Annotated in this window: 15 protein-coding genes and 1 tRNA gene; 3 read left to right on the top strand and 13 right to left on the bottom strand. The window is 69.0% G+C overall.

Annotation, left to right across the window (positions count from 1 at the left end; genetic code table 11):
• Nucleotides 1–11: 11 nt before the first annotated feature.
• A complete protein-coding gene (gene rpsB, locus ACG04Q_RS14535) occupies nucleotides 12–758 on the bottom strand; it encodes a 30S ribosomal protein S2 (RefSeq protein ID WP_394511645.1) in 747 nt (248 codons plus the stop codon).
• Between the two features lie 333 nt (nucleotides 759–1091).
• Here rpsB and ACG04Q_RS14530 point away from each other — a divergent pair, with 333 nt between their 5' ends.
• Both ACG04Q_RS14530 and ACG04Q_RS14525 read left to right on the top strand, forming a co-directional pair.
• On the top strand, nucleotides 1092–2333 hold the full coding sequence (locus ACG04Q_RS14530) for an NAD(P)/FAD-dependent oxidoreductase (RefSeq protein ID WP_394511644.1): 1242 nt from the start codon (nucleotides 1092–1094) through the stop codon (nucleotides 2331–2333).
• Between the two features lie 10 nt (nucleotides 2334–2343).
• On the top strand, nucleotides 2344–3696 hold the full coding sequence (locus ACG04Q_RS14525) for an NAD(P)H-hydrate dehydratase (protein ID WP_394511643.1): 1353 nt from the start codon (nucleotides 2344–2346) through the stop codon (nucleotides 3694–3696).
• Between the two features lie 3 nt (nucleotides 3697–3699).
• Here ACG04Q_RS14525 and rnr read toward each other — a convergent pair whose 3' ends face one another.
• Entirely contained in the window at nucleotides 3700–6012 is a 2313-nt protein-coding gene (rnr, locus tag ACG04Q_RS14520) for a ribonuclease R (protein WP_394511642.1), read from the bottom strand.
• Nucleotides 6013–6080: 68 nt separating this feature from the next.
• On the opposite strand from rnr, the gene ACG04Q_RS14515 reads away from it, so the two are divergent.
• Nucleotides 6081–6165, top strand: a tRNA-Leu gene (locus ACG04Q_RS14515).
• Between the two features lie 157 nt (nucleotides 6166–6322).
• On the opposite strand, the gene ACG04Q_RS14510 is transcribed toward ACG04Q_RS14515, so the two are convergent.
• From ACG04Q_RS14510 to ACG04Q_RS14460, 11 genes are all read right to left on the bottom strand, one after another.
• Complete coding sequence (locus tag ACG04Q_RS14510; protein WP_268168278.1) at nucleotides 6323–6844, bottom strand: phosphoribosyltransferase; 522 nt, start codon at nucleotides 6842–6844, stop codon at nucleotides 6323–6325.
• 32 nt (nucleotides 6845–6876) lie between these two features.
• Nucleotides 6877–8211: an adenylosuccinate synthase gene (locus ACG04Q_RS14505; protein WP_394511641.1), complete on the bottom strand. Its 1335-nt coding sequence runs from the start codon at nucleotides 8209–8211 to the stop codon at nucleotides 6877–6879.
• Nucleotides 8212–8256: 45 nt separating this feature from the next.
• Nucleotides 8257–9420 (bottom strand): ATP phosphoribosyltransferase regulatory subunit, encoded by a 1164-nt coding sequence (locus ACG04Q_RS14500; protein WP_394511640.1) that lies wholly within the window; start codon nucleotides 9418–9420, stop codon nucleotides 8257–8259.
• 73 nt (nucleotides 9421–9493) lie between these two features.
• Entirely contained in the window at nucleotides 9494–9676 is a 183-nt protein-coding gene (locus ACG04Q_RS14495; RefSeq protein ID WP_394511639.1) for a DUF2065 domain-containing protein, read from the bottom strand.
• Nucleotides 9673–10569: a protease modulator HflC gene (gene hflC, locus ACG04Q_RS14490; RefSeq protein ID WP_394511638.1), complete on the bottom strand. Its 897-nt coding sequence runs from the start codon at nucleotides 10567–10569 to the stop codon at nucleotides 9673–9675. The genes ACG04Q_RS14495 and hflC overlap by 4 nt, the downstream gene beginning before the upstream one ends.
• A 15-nt stretch (nucleotides 10570–10584) precedes the next feature.
• Nucleotides 10585–11832 carry an FtsH protease activity modulator HflK gene (gene hflK / locus ACG04Q_RS14485; RefSeq protein WP_394511637.1) on the bottom strand — a complete coding sequence of 416 codons (1248 nt, stop codon included), beginning with the start codon at nucleotides 11830–11832 and terminating at the stop codon, nucleotides 10585–10587.
• Nucleotides 11829–13070: a GTPase HflX gene (gene hflX, locus ACG04Q_RS14480; RefSeq protein ID WP_394511636.1), complete on the bottom strand. Its 1242-nt coding sequence runs from the start codon at nucleotides 13068–13070 to the stop codon at nucleotides 11829–11831. The genes hflK and hflX overlap by 4 nt, the downstream gene beginning before the upstream one ends.
• A 10-nt stretch (nucleotides 13071–13080) precedes the next feature.
• Nucleotides 13081–13323: an RNA chaperone Hfq gene (gene hfq, locus ACG04Q_RS14475; protein WP_056198163.1), complete on the bottom strand. Its 243-nt coding sequence runs from the start codon at nucleotides 13321–13323 to the stop codon at nucleotides 13081–13083.
• A gap of 79 nt (nucleotides 13324–13402) precedes the next feature.
• Nucleotides 13403–14734: a ribosome biogenesis GTPase Der gene (der, locus tag ACG04Q_RS14470; protein WP_394511635.1), complete on the bottom strand. Its 1332-nt coding sequence runs from the start codon at nucleotides 14732–14734 to the stop codon at nucleotides 13403–13405.
• A gap of 10 nt (nucleotides 14735–14744) precedes the next feature.
• Complete coding sequence (gene bamB / locus ACG04Q_RS14465) at nucleotides 14745–15890, bottom strand: outer membrane protein assembly factor BamB (protein ID WP_394511634.1); 1146 nt, start codon at nucleotides 15888–15890, stop codon at nucleotides 14745–14747.
• Complete coding sequence (locus ACG04Q_RS14460) at nucleotides 15887–16558, bottom strand: YfgM family protein (RefSeq protein WP_394511633.1); 672 nt, start codon at nucleotides 16556–16558, stop codon at nucleotides 15887–15889. The genes bamB and ACG04Q_RS14460 overlap by 4 nt, the downstream gene beginning before the upstream one ends.
• Between the last annotated feature and the right edge of the window lie 14 nt (nucleotides 16559–16572).

The following is a 16572-nucleotide window of genomic DNA, read 5'->3' as shown; positions in this document are numbered from 1 at the left end:
GTCGAAAGGGCTTACGCCTCTTCGGAAACCTCGACGAACTCGTCGCCAGCGGGGGCGACGGCAGCCAGCACTTCGTTCGTGGCGTTGGCCTTGCCTTCTAGCACGGCGTCGGCGACGGCGCGGGCATACAGCGCCACGGCCTTGGCCGAGTCGTCGTTGCCGGGGATGACGTAGTCGATGCCTTCGGGCGAGTGGTTGGTGTCAACCACGCCGATGACGGGAATGCCCAGCTTCTTGGCTTCGGCGACGGCGATCTTGTGATAGCCGACGTCGATGACGAAGATGGCGTCGGGCAGCGCGGTCATGTCCTGGATGCCGCCGATGTTCTTTTCCAGCTTGGCGATGTCGCGCTGGAACAGCAGGGCTTCCTTCTTGATCGCGGGCTGGGTGCCAGCCTCGACCTGGGCCTGCATGTCCTTCAGGTTCTTGAGGGACGTCTTGACCGTCTTGAAGTTGGTCATCATGCCGCCCAGCCAACGCGAGTCGACGTAGGGCATGCCGGCGCGCTGGGCTTCGGCGGCGATGAATTCGCGGGCCTGGCGCTTGGTGCCGATCATCAGGATCGTGCCGCGCTTGGCGGACAGCTGGCGGATGAACTTCATCGCCTCGTTGAACGCGGGCAGCGTCTTCTCGAGGTTGATGATGTGGATCTTGTTGCGATGGCCGTAGATATACGGGGCCATCTTGGGGTTCCAGAAGCGGGTTTGGTGGCCGAAATGGACGCCGGCTTCCAGCATCTCGCGCATCGTGACAGACATGGGTCTTGCTCCGAAGGTTGTGTCTAAAATCCGGCCCGAATTGCGTTGCAGCACCTGGAAACAGCTGTTTCTTGCCTGATTCCTGGGGCCGCAAACCACAACACCTTTGCGTGGCCGGTTTGCGATTTGTTGCGACAGGCGGGGCGGATTGCTCCAGCCGACACCCTCACAACCGTTCTGCCGAAGTTGAAAACTCGCGCTTGAATGCGCAAGCCCTCCGGCAAAACCCGCAGAGTATACACAATCCATGGCTCACCACAGCCGACGCCGCGGGCAAGCACCCGGCGAACCGTCCGCCGCCCCCTCCGCCTGGCAACTTCCCCGGGTGGGCAGGTGAGCCGCCACGTCGCCGTGGTGGGCGCCGGGCTGGCCGGCGTGGCCACGGCCTACGAGCTGGCCGCGCTGGGTTGGCAGGTGCAGGTGTTCGAACGCGGCGGCAGCGTCGCCGAGCAGGCCAGCTTCGCCGGCAGCGCGCTGCTGTCGCCCTGGCTGCCACATCTCGCCGACACGCTGCCGCCGGCGCCGCTGGCCTGGCGTTGGCGCCGCTGGCGCGCCCGGCGCCACGGCGGCGACGCCCTGGCCGCGTTGAGCCAGTTCGGGCTGACCCGCACGGCCGAGTTGCGGCACGGCCTGGCGCTGGACGACGAGACAACCGACGGGTTGCTGGTCGCCCTCGCGGAGAGCCGGTACGTCGCCGCTGCCGAGGCGAAGCTTGAAGGCTGGAAGGCGCTGGGGCTGGGTGTCGACCTGCTGAGCGCCGACGAGGCCCGCCGGCGCGAGCCGGGCCTCAATGGCGAGGCCCCGCTGGCGGGCGCGCTGGCGCTGGCCGGCGGCGGCACGGGCAATGCCCGCCTGTTCGCGCAGCAGTTGCGCCAGCAGGCCCAGCGCGTGGGCGTGGCCTTCCGCTTCCACACCACGGTGCGCGCCATCGCCACCGACGGCGCCGCGCTGACGCTGCGCCACGAGTACACGCCGCCGCTGGAAGCCCCCACGCGCGGCGCCGAGCGCGATGCCGGCGACACGCTGCCGCAGGCACCCGGCGGGCTGGACGAGCGCTTCGACGCCGTGGTGCTGTGCAACGGGCTGGACGCGCCGGCGCTGCTGGGCCGGCGCCTGCCGCTGGCGGCGCTGCACGAGGCCTCCGTCACCGCGCCGCTGCGGCTGCTGGAGGCCCACCCCGACCTGGGCCCCAAGGCCGGCTGGGTGGACCCGGTGCGCGGCCTCGCCGTGGCCCGCACGGGCCAGCGCGTGCGCGTGACCGGCGGCCTGGCCGTCACTGGCGCCAAGGGCCGCCACGCACCCGACTTCGAAGCCCTGCACCGCGGCCTGCAGCACTGGTTCCCGGGCTCTGTGCTGCATCAGCAGGTGCAGCAGAGCCAGAGCCGCCGCGCACAGCCGGCCGACGGCATGCCGGTGCTGGGTGCCAGCGGCAGGCCGGGCCTGTGGCTGAACCTGTCTGCGGGCGGCCTGGGCTGGGGCGTGGCCTGCGGCGCGGCCCGGCTGCTGGCACAGCAGATCAGCGGGCAGACACCGGCGCTGGACGTGGCGCCGCTCGGGCCGCAGCGGCTGGCCTAAGCTCGCGGGCATGCATGCGCTGCTGCCCACCACCACCGCCCTGCCCTTGTTCGACGTCGCCGCCAGCCGGCGCATCGAGACGCGGGCGCTGGCCCGTTCGCCCGACCTGATGGAGCGCGCCGGCCTGGCCGTCGCCAAGCTGGCACTGGCGCTGCGCCGCGGCGCGGGCCCCGTGTGGGTAGCCTGCGGGCCCGGCAACAACGGCGGTGACGGCCGCGTCGCCGCACGGCGGCTGGCCGAGGCGGGCGTGCCGGTTCACGTCGGCGACGAGCCCCCGACGGCGCCGTCGCTGGCCATCGACGCGCTGCTGGGCCTGGGGCTGAACCGCGCGCCCTCGGCGGCGCTGCAGACCACCATCGCCGCGATGCAGGCCTGCGGCGCCGCCATCCTCGCGGTCGACCTGCCCAGCGGCCTGCTGGCAGACACAGGCCAGCCCGCGGGTGGACTGGCCGTGCAGGCCGACCACACGCTGACGCTGCTGACGCTCAAGCCCGGGCTGTTCACCGGCGAGGGCCGCGCACATGTGGGCCGACTGTGGTTCGACGACCTCGGCGTGGCGCCCGACGAAGCCCCCACCGCCGACCTGCTGGGCCCGTCGCCCGCGCCGGCACGCGGCGCCACCAGCCACAAGGGCAGCCACGGCCAGGTGCTGGTGGTGGGCGGCGCCGCCGGCATGCAGGGCGCGGCGCGGCTGGCCGCCCGGGCCGCGCTGGCCTGCGGCGCGGGCCGCGTCTACGTCGACCTGCTGGGCCTGCCGGCGGGCGAGGTGGCGGACGCCGGCCGGCCCGAGCTGATGCGCGGCACGCTGGCCGAGCTGCCGCGGGCCGTGGGCGTCATCGGCTGCGGCGCCGGCGCGGCCATTGCCGACCGGCTGCCCACGCTGCTGCAGCGGCTGCCCCGCCTCGTGCTCGATGCCGACGCGCTGAATGCCGTCGCCGCCAGCCCGGCGCTACAGGACCTGCTGCGCGCCCGGCCGGCCGGCGCCACCCTGCTGACGCCCCATCCACTCGAAGCGGCCCGCCTGCTGGACCGAAACACCGCGGCCGTGCAGGCCGACCGCCTGGCCGCCGCGCGTGAGCTGTCGGCGCGGCTGAACTGCTGCGTCGTGCTGAAGGGCTCGGGCAGCGTCGTCGCGTCGCCCGCCAAGCGGCCGGCCATCTGCGCCAGCGGCGGCCCGGCACTGGCCATCGCCGGCAGCGGCGACGTGCTGGCCGGCTGGCTGGGCGGCCTGTGGGCGCAACAGCCGGATGCCGATGCACACGCCATTGCCTGCGCGGCCGTGGACGCGCACGGCCGCGCCGGCGAGGTGGATGGCGTGCTGCGCGCGGGCGACCTCATCGAGCGCCTCGCGGCGCTGCGCTGAAGCTCAACGGCGCTTGCGCGGCGTCGACTTCGCCGCAGTCTTCTTGGCCGCCTTGCCGGCCGCCCGCTTGGCCGCCTGCTGCGCCGACTTGACGGGGTGCAACGCGGCGACGACGGCCTTGCGACTCTGCTTCACGTCGCGGTCAGCCTGGCGCACGTCCTCCAGCGCCTCGACTGCGGTCTTGGGGGTGCGCTTCTTGGCCGGCGCCTTGCCCGCCGGCTTGCCGGCAGCGGCGCGGCTCGCGGAGCGCACGTCGTCGGCATCACGCACAAGGCGGAAGTCGATGCGGCGCCCGTCCAGGTCGACGCGGCTGACCTGCACCTGCACGCGCGCACCAGTGGCGTAGCGGATGCCGGTGCGCTCACCGCGCAGCTCCTGGCGCACCTCGTCGAAGCGGTAGTACTCGCCGCCCAGCTCGGTGATGTGCACCAGTCCCTCGACGTAGAGCGCATCCAGCTGCACGAACAGCCCGAACGACGTGACCGCACTGACGGTGCCGGCGAACTCCTCGCCGAGGCGGTCGCGCATGTAGCGGCACTTCAGCCAGGCCTCGACGTCGCGGCTGGCCTCGTCGGCGCGGCGCTCGTTGGCACTGCAGTGCGCGCCGACGACCTCCCAGCGCTCGGCCTCGTTGCGCGCCTCCGCCGGGTTGGGCGGCGCCGCGCGGCCGGGGCGCTTGGGCGCCTGCGGCACGTTCATCTTGCTGGCATCCAGCGTGTACTTCTTGCCCGCCAGCAGCGCCTTGATGACGCGGTGCACCAGCAGGTCGGGGTAGCGGCGGATCGGGCTCGTGAAGTGCGTGTACGCCGGGTAGGCCAGGCCAAAGTGGCCGGAGTTGGTGCCGGTGTAGATGGCCTGCTGCATGGAGCGCAGCAGCATCTGGTGGATCTGCTGCGCGTCGGGGCGGTCCTTGGTGGCCTCGGCCAGTTGCTGGAACTCGCGCGGCGTCGGATCGTCGGAGATGCCCAGCGAAATGCCCAGTGATCGCAGGTAGTTCTGCAGCGTCTGGCGCTTCTCGGGCGTCGGCCCCTCGTGCACGCGGAACAGCGCGTGGTGCTTGTTGGTGTGGATGAAGTCGGCCGCGCAGACGTTGGCGGCCAGCATGGCCTCCTCGATCAGACGGTGCGCGTCGTTGCGCGTGCGCGGGACGATCTTCTCGATGCGGCCGTTGTCGTCGCAGACGATCTGCGTCTCGGTTGTCTCGAAGTCCACCGCGCCACGCCGGCCGCGCTCGGACAGCAGCGCGCGGTAGACCTCGTGCAGGTGCAGCAGGTGCGGCACCAGCTCGCGGCGCTTGGCAGCCTCGGGGCCATGCGTGTTGCCAAGGATGGCCGCGACCTCGTTGTACGTGAAGCGCGCATGCGAGCTGATGACGGCCGGGTAGAACTGGTAGGCCGTGACCTCGCCGTCCGCAGACACGAGCATGTCGCAGACCATGCTGAGCCGGTCTTCATACGGGTTCAACGAGCACAGGCCGTTGGACAGCTTCTCCGGCAGCATCGGTATGACGCGGCGCGGGAAGTAGACGGACGTGGCCCGCTCGTAGGCGTCGGCGTCCAGCGGCTCGCCGGGCTTCACGTAGTGCGACACGTCGGCGATGGCCACCAGCAGGCGCCAGCCGTCGAACGCCTTCTTGCCGCGCCCCTGCTTGAAGGGCTCGCAGTAGACGGCATCGTCGAAGTCGCGCGCGTCCTCGCCATCGATGGTGACCAGCGGCACGTCGCGCAGGTCGATGCGTTGCTTGAGGTCGACGGCCCGCAGTTTCTCCGGCAGCTTGGCGGACTGCGCCAGCGTGTCGGGGCTGAAGCGGTGCGGCACGTCGTACTTGCGCACGGCGATCTCGATCTCCATGCCGGGGTCGTCGATTTCCCCTAACACCTCCACCACGCGGCCCACCGGTTGCGAGTACAGCGACGGCGGCTCGGTCAGCTCGACGGCGACGACCTGCCCCGCGGTCGCGTTGGCGATGCCGTTCTTCGGGATGAGGATGTCCTGCCCCATGCGCCGGTCTTCAGGCGCGACCAGCCAGATGCCGGACTCCAGCAGCAGCCGGCCGATGATGGGCCGCTTCTTGCGCTCCAGGATCTCCAGCACCTTGCCCTCGGGGCGGCCGCGCTTGTCGAAGCGCACGACGCGCACGCGCAGTCGGTCGCCGTGCATGACGGCATGGGTCTCTTGCGAGGACAGATAGACGTCGGTCGAGCCGTCGTCCGGTATCAAGAAGCCATGGCCGTCGCGATGGCCTTGCAGCGTGCCTTCGACTTCGCCGAGCAGCCCGGCGCCGTCGGTCTTGGTGGGATGTGTTGTGTTCTTCAAGTTTTTGATGCTATAGTCCGCGCTTTCCTGAAACGGCTCAGGGCTTCAAAAGAAGTTTTGAGCACCTTGCCCAGGTGGCGGAATTGGTAGACGCACTAGTTTCAGGTACTAGCGGGTAACTCCGTGGAGGTTCGAGTCCTCTCCTGGGCACCATAACAAGAAACGAAAAGGCCAGCACGCAAGTGCTGGCCTTTTTGCTTTGTGCGCCGCGGCGATGCCGACAGAGAGCCAAGGTCGGCGCCGACGACAACGTCACGCGCCGCCTTCGATGGGCGCATCAGCGAATCCTGCCGCGCGCCCATCTTCAGGTTCAAACGACGAATTTCTTCGCCAGGGCTTCCGGCCCCATGCCGTCGTATTCCTCGAACGGCTGGTGAATCCACGGCGAGGTTTCCAGCATCTCGACGTAGTAGTCCGGCGTGTAGGCCGAGACCTTCTTGGTCCAGATGACCGCCGAGCGCAGCTCGGAGATGGCCGGCATGCCGCGCAGGCGCTCCACCACCGCCTTCAGCGTCACGCCCGAGTCGGCCAGGTCATCCACCAGCAACACGCGGCCGGCCAGCTCACCCTTGGGCATGGTGATGTACTTGGCCATGTCCAGCCGGCCCTGGATGGTGCCGGCCTCGGCGCGGTAGGAACTCGTCGACATGATGCCCAGCGGCTTGTCGAACACGCGCGACAGCACGTCGCCCGGGCGCATGCCGCCACGGGCCAGGCAGAGGATCTGGTCGAACTCCCAGCCCGAGGCGTGCACCTTGAGCGCCAGGCGCTCGGTCAGCAGGTGGTACTCGTCCCAGGATACGTAGAGGTGCTTGCCGTCGTCGGTCAACATGGTGGTGTTGTCTCCGTTGGATTGATTGGTGGTCAGGCGGAATACGGGTGGCGCAGCACGATGGTGTGCTCGCGGTCGGGGCCGGTGGAGACCATGTCGATGGGCGCACCGATGACTTCCTCGACACGCTTCAGGTAGGCGCGCGCGTTGGCCGGCAGCGCATCCCAGCTGGTCATGCCGAAGGTGGTCTCGGTCCAGCCCGGGAAGGTCTCGTACACGGGCGTGCAGTCCTCGACCTCATCGGCGTCCAGCGGCAGGATGTCCAGGAGCTGGCCGTTGAGCTGGTAGCCCACGCAGACCTTGATCTCGGCCAGTCCGTCCAGCACGTCCAGCTTGGTCAGGCACAGGCCGGTGATGCCGTTGATGATGATGGAGCGCTTCAGCGCGGCGGCGTCCAGCCAGCCGCAGCGGCGCGCGCGGCCGGTGACGGTGCCGCGCTCCTGGCCCACGGTGGACAGGTGGTAGCCGACGGTGCCCGCCACTTCCCAGTCCAGCTCGGTCGGGAACGGGCCAGAGCCCACGCGCGTCGTGTAGGCCTTCGTGATGCCCAGCATGTAGTGCAGCATCTGCGGGCCCACGCCGGCACCGGCGGCGGCGTTGCCGGCCACGCAGTTGCTGGACGTCACGTAGGGGTAGGTGCCGTGGTCGATGTCCAGCAGCGTGCCTTGCGCGCCTTCGAACAGGATGTTGGCGCCGGCCTTGCTGGCCTTGTGGATCATGTAGCCGACGTCGGCCAGCATGGGCTTGATCTGCTCGGCCATCTTCATGGCCTGCTCGAAGATGGGCTCGAAGGCCAGCTCTTCGCCCTTCAGGTAGCCGCGCAGCGCGAAGTTGTGCAGCTCCAGCAGCTCGCGCAGCTTCTTCGCGAAGCGCTCGGGGTGCTTCAGGTCCTGGGCGCGCAGCGCGCGGCGGGCGACCTTGTCCTCGTAGGCCGGGCCGATGCCCTTGCCGGTGGTGCCGATCTTGCCGCTGCCGCTGGTTTCGCGCAGCGCCTCGCGCGCCTTGTCGACGGCGACGTGGAACGGCAGGATCAGCGGGCAGGACTCGCTGATGAACAGGCGCGAACGCACCTCGACACCGGCGGCCTCCAGACGCTCGATCTCGGTCAGCAGATGGGTCGGGTCCAGCACCACGCCGTTGCCGATGTAGCAGGCCACGCCGTCGCGCATGATGCCGCTGGGGATCAGCTGCAGCGCCGTCTTGATGCCCTTGATGACCAGCGTGTGGCCCGCGTTGTGGCCGCCCTGGAAGCGCACGACGCCTTGCGCGTGATCGGTCATCCAGTCGACGACCTTGCCCTTGCCCTCGTCACCCCACTGGGTACCGACGACGACCACATTGCGTCCACGCGCGGTTTGGCTTTGCATGTTGTTTGCCTGCTGTAGCTTGGAAGGAAGTGGGGCCGTCGCGCTTTACAGCGCCCGGACGACCCAGTCAGCGTGCTCGCGAACCAGTTCGCGGTCACAGTCGAATTCATCGGCCTCGTGCTCGTGGCCCGGCAGCACGCAGACCACCGTCTCGCCCTGCTCGCGCAGCGCGCGCACAGCCTGGCGCAAAGACGCGTCGTCGCCCCAGGGAGCGCGCACGGCGGCCCGCAACGGCGTGGCCGGCACCAGCGTCACCAGCGTCTTCAGATCCAGGCTGAAGCCCGCGGCTGGCCGGCGGCGGCCGAACACGGCACCGACCTCGTCGTAGCGGCCACCGCGCAGCACGGCGTCGGAGCAGCCCGCCGAGTAGGCCGCAAAGCGGATGCCTGTGTAGTAGCCGTAGCCTTGCAGATCGGCCAGGTCGAAGCCCAGGCTGACCTCCGGATGCACGGCCGCCAGATGGCCAGCCAGCCAGTCCAGGTCGGCCAGCGCGGCCTCGACCAGCGGATGCGCGGGCAGGCGGCGCGCGGCCTCGGCCAACACCTCGCGGCCGCCGAACAGACTGGGCAGTGCCAGCAGCGCGTCGCGCGTCGCGGCGGGCAGGTCGGCGGTCAGCGTGGCCAGCACGGCAACGTCCTTGGCGGCCAGCGCCGCGGTCAGTGCCGTCAGCGCTTCGGGCGCCAGCTTGACGCCGTCCAGCACGCCCTGCAGCAGGCGCGCATCGCCGAGATCCAGCATGACCTTGTTCAGCCCGGCGCGGCGCAGCGCATCCAGCGCCAGCTCCTGCACTTCCAGGTCGGCCTCCAGGCCGGCGTGGCCGTAGATCTCGACGCCGAACTGCAGCGGCTCGCGGCTGGTGTTCAGGCCGTCCGGCCGCGTGTGGGCCACGGGGCCGCAGTAGCACAGGCGGGTCACGCCCTGGCGGTTCAGCAGGTGGGCATCGATGCGGGCCACCTGCGGCGTCGTGTCGGCGCGCAGGCCCAGCGAGCGGCCGGACAGCTGGTCGACGAGCTTGAACAGCTTGATTTCGCTGTCGCTGCCCGTGCCGGACAGCAGGGAGTCCAGGTGCTCCAGCAGCGGCGGGATGACCAGTTCGCAGCCGTAGCTGCGGGCCATGTCGAGCAGTTCTCTACGCAGCTCTTCGATGCGGCGCGCCTGCGAAGGCAGGACATCGGCAATGTGCTCTGGCAGCAGCCAAGCAGAGGACATGGTCGGGGCAGGCGGTTAAAAACGGCATTGTACCTATGCCCTCCCCGCCTTCAGCGCACCGCGAGCCTTCCGATCAGCGCAACCAGAGCAATCCGACCGCGCCCAGCACGATGCTGAGCAGGCCGATGAAGCGGATCTGGCCATCGCTCATGGCCAGCACGCGGGCGAAGACCTCGCGCCAGCGCGCGGGGCTGAGCAGCGGCATCAGCCCCTCGATGATCAACACCAGCGCCAGCGCGCCGAGCAGTTCGTTCACTTGCGCGCAGGGGCGGCAGCGGGCGCGGCGCCGGAGCCCCGCATGGCCTTGAAGAAGTCGCTGTTGGGGTCCACCACCATCACGTCGCTCTTGGTCTTGAAGCTGGCGCGGTAGGCCATCAGCGAGCGGTAGAACTGCGCGAACTGGGGGTCGCGGCCGAAGGCCTCGGCATACAGGGCCGACGCCTTGGCATCGCCCTCACCCATGATCTTCTGCGCATCGCGGTAGGCCTCGGCGACGATGATCTCGCGCTGGCGGTCCGCGTCGGCCTTGATCTTCTCGCCCTCGGCGGCACCGGTGGAGCGGGCCTCGGCGGCCACGCGCTTGCGCTCGGAGTCCATGCGGCGGTAGACAGACTCCGTGATGCTGGACGCGAAGTCCACGCGCTTGATGCGCACGTCGACGACCTCAATGCCGAACTGCTTGGCCTCGTCGGCCAGGCGCTTGCGCACGTCCTGCATGATCTTCTCGCGCTCGGTGGCCAGCACGGCGATGACCGTGCGCTTGGTCACTTCCTCGTTGAACGCGGCCTGCACGACGGGCGCCAGGCGGTTCTCGACGTTGCGGATGTCGGCACCACTGTTGCGGATGAACTGGCGCGGCTCGGTGATGCGCCACTTGATGAGCCAGTCGATGACCAGACTCTTCTTCTCGGCGGTGAAGATGGCGCGCGATTCGGGGCTGTCCAGCGTCTGCACGCGGCGGTCCAGCAGCACGACGTTCTGGAACGGCGGCGGCATCTTGAACTTCAGGCCGGGCTCGGTGATGACTTCCTTGATCTCGCCCAACGCGTAGACGGCAGCAAACTGCCGCTGGTCAACGATGAAGAGCATGGACGAGCCCAGCATCAGCGCAACCAGGGCGCCGGCGAGGATGGCGGCAATACGGTTCATGAGTCGAATCCTCGATCAGCGGCCGTCGCGGCTGCGCTGGTTGTCACGGCTGCGCAGGTCGTTGGCACTGGGCAGGTTCTGCGGCTCGGGCAGCGTCGTGGCCGGCTGCGGCGGCGACACCGTCACGGTGCCACTGCTGCCCTGCTGCAGCAGCTTGTCGAGCGGCAGATACAGCATGTTGGAGCCGTTGCGGCTGTCCACCATGACCTTGCTGACGTTGGCGTAGATCTGCTGCATCGTGTCGATGTAGATGCGGTCGCGCGTGACCTGCGGCGCCTTCTGGTACTCGGCCAGCACGCTCTTGAAGCGCTCGGCGTCACCCTCGGCACGGGCGATGACGCTGGCCTTGTAGCCCTCGGCCTGCTCGCGCAGCTTGGCGGCATCACCCTGCGCGCTGGGAATCTTGTCGTTGGCGTAGGCCTGCGCGTCGTTCTTCAGCTGCTCGCGGTTGGCGTTGGCCTTCTGCACATCATCGAACGCCGCCTGCACCTGCTCGGGCGGCTGCACGCTCTGCACGTTGACGTTCTTGATCTGCACACCGGCCTTGAGGCGGTCCATCTGCGCCTGGATGGATTTGACGAGGTCGGCAGCGATCGCGTCGCGCTGCTCGTACAGCACCGAGTCCATCGGGCTCTTGCCGACGATCTCGCGCACGGCGGACTCGGCGGCCAGCAGCACGGCCTGCTCGGGGTCGCGGTTCTCGAAGAGGAAGTCCTTCAGGTCGCGGATGGTGAACTGCACCGAGAAGCGGATGTCGACGATGTTCTCGTCCTGCGTCAGCATGGACGAGTCGCGCAGACCCGTGGCCGCGACGACCGAGTTGCGGCCCACCTCGACCTGGCGTAGCTGCGACACCGGCTGCACCTCGTGCGCCTGGAACGGATACGGCAGCCGCCACTGGAAGCCGGCGTCCACCGTCTTGCTGTACTTGCCGAACGACGTGATGACGCCCTGCTGGCCTTCCTGAACGATGAAGAAGCCGCTTGCAAGCCAGCCCATCGCGACGACGCCGGCGATGAGCCCGACGCCGATGCCCGCGCCCTTCATGTCGGGCGCGCCGCCAGCACCACCGCCAGACGACCCGCCGCTGCGCCCGCCGAACATGCCCGACAGCTTGCGGTTGAAGTCACGCCACAGCTCGTCGAGGTCGGGCGGGCCATCATTGCGGCCGTTGTTCAGCAGCCGGCCTGCGGCTCGCGCGACCGGCGTCATCAGGCGCCGGGCCCAGGGGCTGCGGGGCGGAGTGTTGAGAGTGCTGCTCATGCCTGGGTAGGGTCTGAGGAAGAAGAGGCGATGTCCGACGGATCAACGTCGAAACGTGGGTCCCGCTCGTCGGGAATCAAGGGCTGGGCCTGCATGGCCGTCGCAATCAGCTGGCGCAGCTCCGCCAAGCCGTCGCCTTCGACGGCGCTGACGAAGACGCGCGGCGTGGGCTCGGTCGAGCCATTGGGGCGCAGCATCGCGTCAACGATCTCGCGCGGGCGCTGGTCATCGGCCAGCAGGTCCTGCTTGTTGTAGACGAGAATCTGCGGCACGCCGCCGGCGCCGATTTCCTCCAGCACGCGCTCGACCTCGGCCATCTGTTCGTCCAGCACCGGGCTGGCGGCATCGACGACATGCAGCAGCAGGTCGGCGTCGGCCGCCTCCTGCAGCGTCGCGCGGAAGGCCTCGACGAGCTTGTGCGGCAGGTCGCGGATGAAGCCCACCGTGTCGGACAGCGACACGCTGGCCTCGGCCTGCTCCAGGTAGAGCGAGCGCGTGGTGGTGTCCAGCGTCGCGAACAGTTGGTTGGCCGCGTAGCTGCGCGCCTTGGTCAACGCATTGAAGAGCGTGCTCTTGCCTGCGTTCGTGTAGCCGACCAGCGAGACCTTGAAGACGCCGTTGCGGGAGCGGGACTTGCGCTGCGTGCTACGCTGCTTCTGCACCTGCTTGAGGCGCTCCTTGGTCTTCTTGATGCGGTCGTCGATCATGCGACGGTCCAGCTCGATCTGCGCCTCGCCAGGGCCGCCGCGCATGCCGATGCCGCCACTCTGGCGCTCCAGGTGGCTCCAGCGCCGCACCAGGCGCGTGGCCAGGTACTGCAGCCGCGCCAGCTCAACCTGAAGCTTGCCCTCATGGCTCTTGGCGCGCTGGGCGAAGATTTCGAGGATCAGCGCCGTACGGTCGGCGACAGGCACGCCCAGCACCTTCTCGAGGTTGCGCTGCTGCGCGGGCGAGATGGCCTGGTCGAACAGCACTGTGTGGGCCTGGTGGGCCTGCACGAGCAGCTTGATCTCGTCGGCCTTGCCGGAGCCGACGAACAGCGCCGCGTCGGGTGCCGGGCGACGGGCGATGACCTTGGCCACCGGCGTGTCGCCGGCGGACTCGGCCAGCAACGCCAGCTCGTCCAGGCTTTCGTCGAAGCCCTGCTTGGCGGACTGTCGACCGAAATCGACGCCCACAAGAATGGCGCGCGCCGCCTCGGAGGGCGGCGTCGCGGTGTTGGCAGAAGTCGAGGACAAGGGGGTGGGATCAGGCGTCCGCGGGAGCGTCGCCGGCGTGGAAGTTGACCGCGCGGCCCGGCACGACGGTGGAGATCGCGTGCTTGTAGACCATCTGGGTCACCGTGTTGCGAAGCAGCACGACGTACTGATCAAACGATTCGATGTGGCCTTGCAGCTTGATGCCGTTGACGAGGTAGATCGAGACCGGCACGTGCTCCTTGCGCAGCAGGTTCAAAAAAGGATCCTGCAGAAGTTGGCCTTTGTTGCTCATCGGTATGCTCCGAGTTATCGGGGGGTGGGGACTACGGGTAAGACCTTAACACACGGTCTTTGTCCCTCCGGAGGTCAGCCTAGGTCTTTTCGTCGAAGGGATTCTTCGAAGAACGCAGCTCTATCTTCAGCGGCGTGCCAACCAGTTTGTAGTGCGCGCGAATGCGGCCTTCGAGGTAGCGCTTGTAGACCTCGGTGACACCATCCAGCGCATTGCCGTGGATGACGACGATGGGCGGGTTCTGGCCACCCTGGTGCGCGTAGCGCATCTTGGGGCGGGACACGCCCGAACGCTTGGGCTGCTGGTGCTCCACGGCCTCCTGGATGAGGCGGGTGAGCACCGGCGTCGTCATCTTGCGGTAGGCGGACGCATAGGCATCAGCCATCGCGTTCCACAGCGCGGCCAGCCCCTGACGCTTGAGCGCGGAGATCTGGTGCATCGGCGCGAACTTCAGGAAGGCCAGGCGTTGCTCGATCTGGCGCTTCAACGTCTCGCGCTGGTAGCTGTCGACGGCATCCCACTTGTTGCAGGCCAGCACGACCGCACGGCCGCTGTCGAGGATGTAGCCGGCGATGTGAGCGTCCTGGTCGGTCACGCCTTGCGTGGCATCCAGCAGCAGCAGCACGACGTGCGCGTCCGCGATGGCCTGCAGCGTCTTGACGACCGAGAACTTCTCGATGGCCTCGAAGACCTTGCCCTTGCGGCGCAGGCCGGCCGTGTCGATGAGCTTGAACTTCTGGCCGTTGCGCTCGAAGTCCACAGCGATGGCGTCGCGGGTGGTGCCCGGCATGTCGAAGGCGACCAACCGCTCCTCGCCCAGCCAGGTGTTGATCAGCGTGCTCTTGCCGACGTTGGGCCGGCCGGCAACCGCGAGGCGGATGACATCGCGATCCTCGGCCTGGTCGTCGCGCTCGGTCGCGTCGAAGGGCTCCAGCACGGCATCGAGCAGGCTGCGGATGCCCTGCCCGTGCGCCGACGAGATCGGGTGCGGCTCACCCATGCCCAGTTCGTGGAACTCGGCCAGCAGCGGCGACTCGCTCATGCCCTCGGCCTTGTTGACGGCCAGATGCACGCGCTTGTTGACGCTGCGCAGGTAGCGGGCGATGTCGCTGTCATGCGCCGACAGGCCCAGGCGGACGTCGACGACGAAGATGACCGCATCGGCCTCGGCGACCGCCTGCTTGGTCTGCTTGGCCATCTCCTTGACGATGCCGGTGGAGCTGTCGGGCTCGAAGCCGCCGGTGTCGATGACGATGAACTCACGGTCGCCCAGGCGGCCGTCGCCGTAGTGGCGGTCGCGCGTCAGGCCGGCGAAGTCGGCCACGATGGCATCGCGCGACTTCGTCAGGCGGTTGAACAGCGTCGACTTGCCCACGTTGGGGCGGCCGACCAAGGCAATCACTGGCTTCATGTCGTGGGCTTCATTCCGCCTTGATGGCGAACAGGCCGCCATTGCGGGTCGCCACCAGGGCGGTGTCACCCAGCAGCGTGATGGCGGCGACGGGGGTGCCGTCGGTGGCGATGCGTGAGCGGGTCTTGCCGGTATCGCGGTCCAGCAGGTGAACCTGGCCTTCGAAGTCGCCCACGATGACCTGCTTGTTCAGCACCACCGGCGCGGACAGCTTGCGGAGCTGGAACTGGTCGGCCGACCAGGCCAGGTCGCCGTTGGCCAGCTTCCAGGCCGACATGCGATCCGACGCGTCACCGGCGACGACGATCTGGTCGTCCGCACCGATGCCGTTGGTGCCACCGACGATGCGGTTCCAAAGCGCGCTGCCGCGCTCGGCGTTGACGCAGCCCACGGAGGACTGGAATGCGCGCGCGCAGATGACCTCGCCCTGGCGCACGGCCGGGCCGACGAGGTCGGCCAGACGCTCGACCTCATTGGTGCCCCGCGGCGTGGCCACGCTGGCTTCCCAGCGCAGCTGACCCTTGAGCGGGTCGACGCCAGCCAGGCGCGCACCCTGGCCAACGATCAGCGTGTCCTTGTAGGCCATCAGCACGCCGGCCTTGGCCAGCGTCAGCGGCTCGCCGGGGCGGCGCAGTTCCCAGATCTTGCGGCCGTCCAACGCGTCGAACGCGATGACCTGACGGTCCAGCGTCAGCGCGAAGACGCGCTCACCGGCCACCAGCGGCGCGGCGATGACGGGCGTGGGCAGCGCCTTCTTCCAGACCACGCTGCCCTTGTCCAACACGACCAGCTCGTTGTCGCGGTTGACCACCGCGGCGAAGCGGCCGTCACTGCCGACGCCGGCCGCCAGCTTGGCGCCGGCCGTGCCGCGCCACAGCTCGCGGCCGTCGGCGGCGGCCAGCGCGCGCACGCTGCCGTCGACGCTGGCGACGACGAACCGGTCCCCCGGCGTCGCGATGCTGAGCGGGAAGGTGACGTCGTCACCCTTGCTGCTCCAGACGACGCGGCCCGTGGCCGGGCCGGTCAGCGCCTCCAGCACGGCGGGCTTGTTCTTGGCGTCGCCGAACCAGTTGTTCCAGGTGTTGCTGATCGTCGAACAGCCCGACAGCGTGGCCGCGGCCAGCGAGATCAGCGTGACGTGAACGAGGCGCTTCATTGCGCGGCTCCAGGCGTGGCTTCGACGGCGGTGGGCACGCCCAGCGTGGCGAGCTTGGCTTCGATGATGCGGCGGTAGTCCTGCGTCTTCTCGAGGCCGGCCAGCGCCTTCTGGTACTCGGCCTTGGCCGCATCGCGCTTGTCCTGCAGCAGCAGCGCGTCACCGCGGCGGTCGGCCACCAGCGCGGCGAACTCGGCGGACTTGATGGCGTCCAGCGTCTTCAGCGCGTCGTCGTAGGCCTTGGCGTCCAGTTGCAGGCCGGCCAGGCGCAGCCGGGCCAGGTCACGGTAGGAGCTCTCAGAGCCCTGCTCGGCCACCCAGGTCAGGCTCTGCTTGGCGTCATCGGCCTTGCCCTTGTCCAGCTGCAGCTTGGCGACCTGCAGGCCGGCCTGCGCCGCGAAACCGGTGGCAGCGAAGCGAGCCTTGAGGTCGCCGGCGGCGGCGCTGGCCTTGTCGAGGTCCTGCGCGCTGACGGCGCGGTCAAACTCGTCGTACATCGCGGCGGCCTTGGCGGCCTGGTCGCGCTGGTACCAGTTCCAGCCCTGCCAGGCGGCAAAGGCGGCGAGCGCAGCCGTGATCAACCACGTGATCAGGTTGCCCCAGCGCTTCCAGAAGGCCTTGAGCTGGTCAAGTTGTTCTTGTTCTTCGAGGTCGAGATGCGATGCCATGAGAGGAAGTCAGC

This window comes from Pelomonas lactea (genome assembly GCF_043555885.1).
GTDB lineage: Bacteria > Pseudomonadota > Gammaproteobacteria > Burkholderiales > Burkholderiaceae_C > Pelomonas > Pelomonas lactea.
This window is presented reverse-complemented; position numbering and strand designations above follow the sequence as displayed.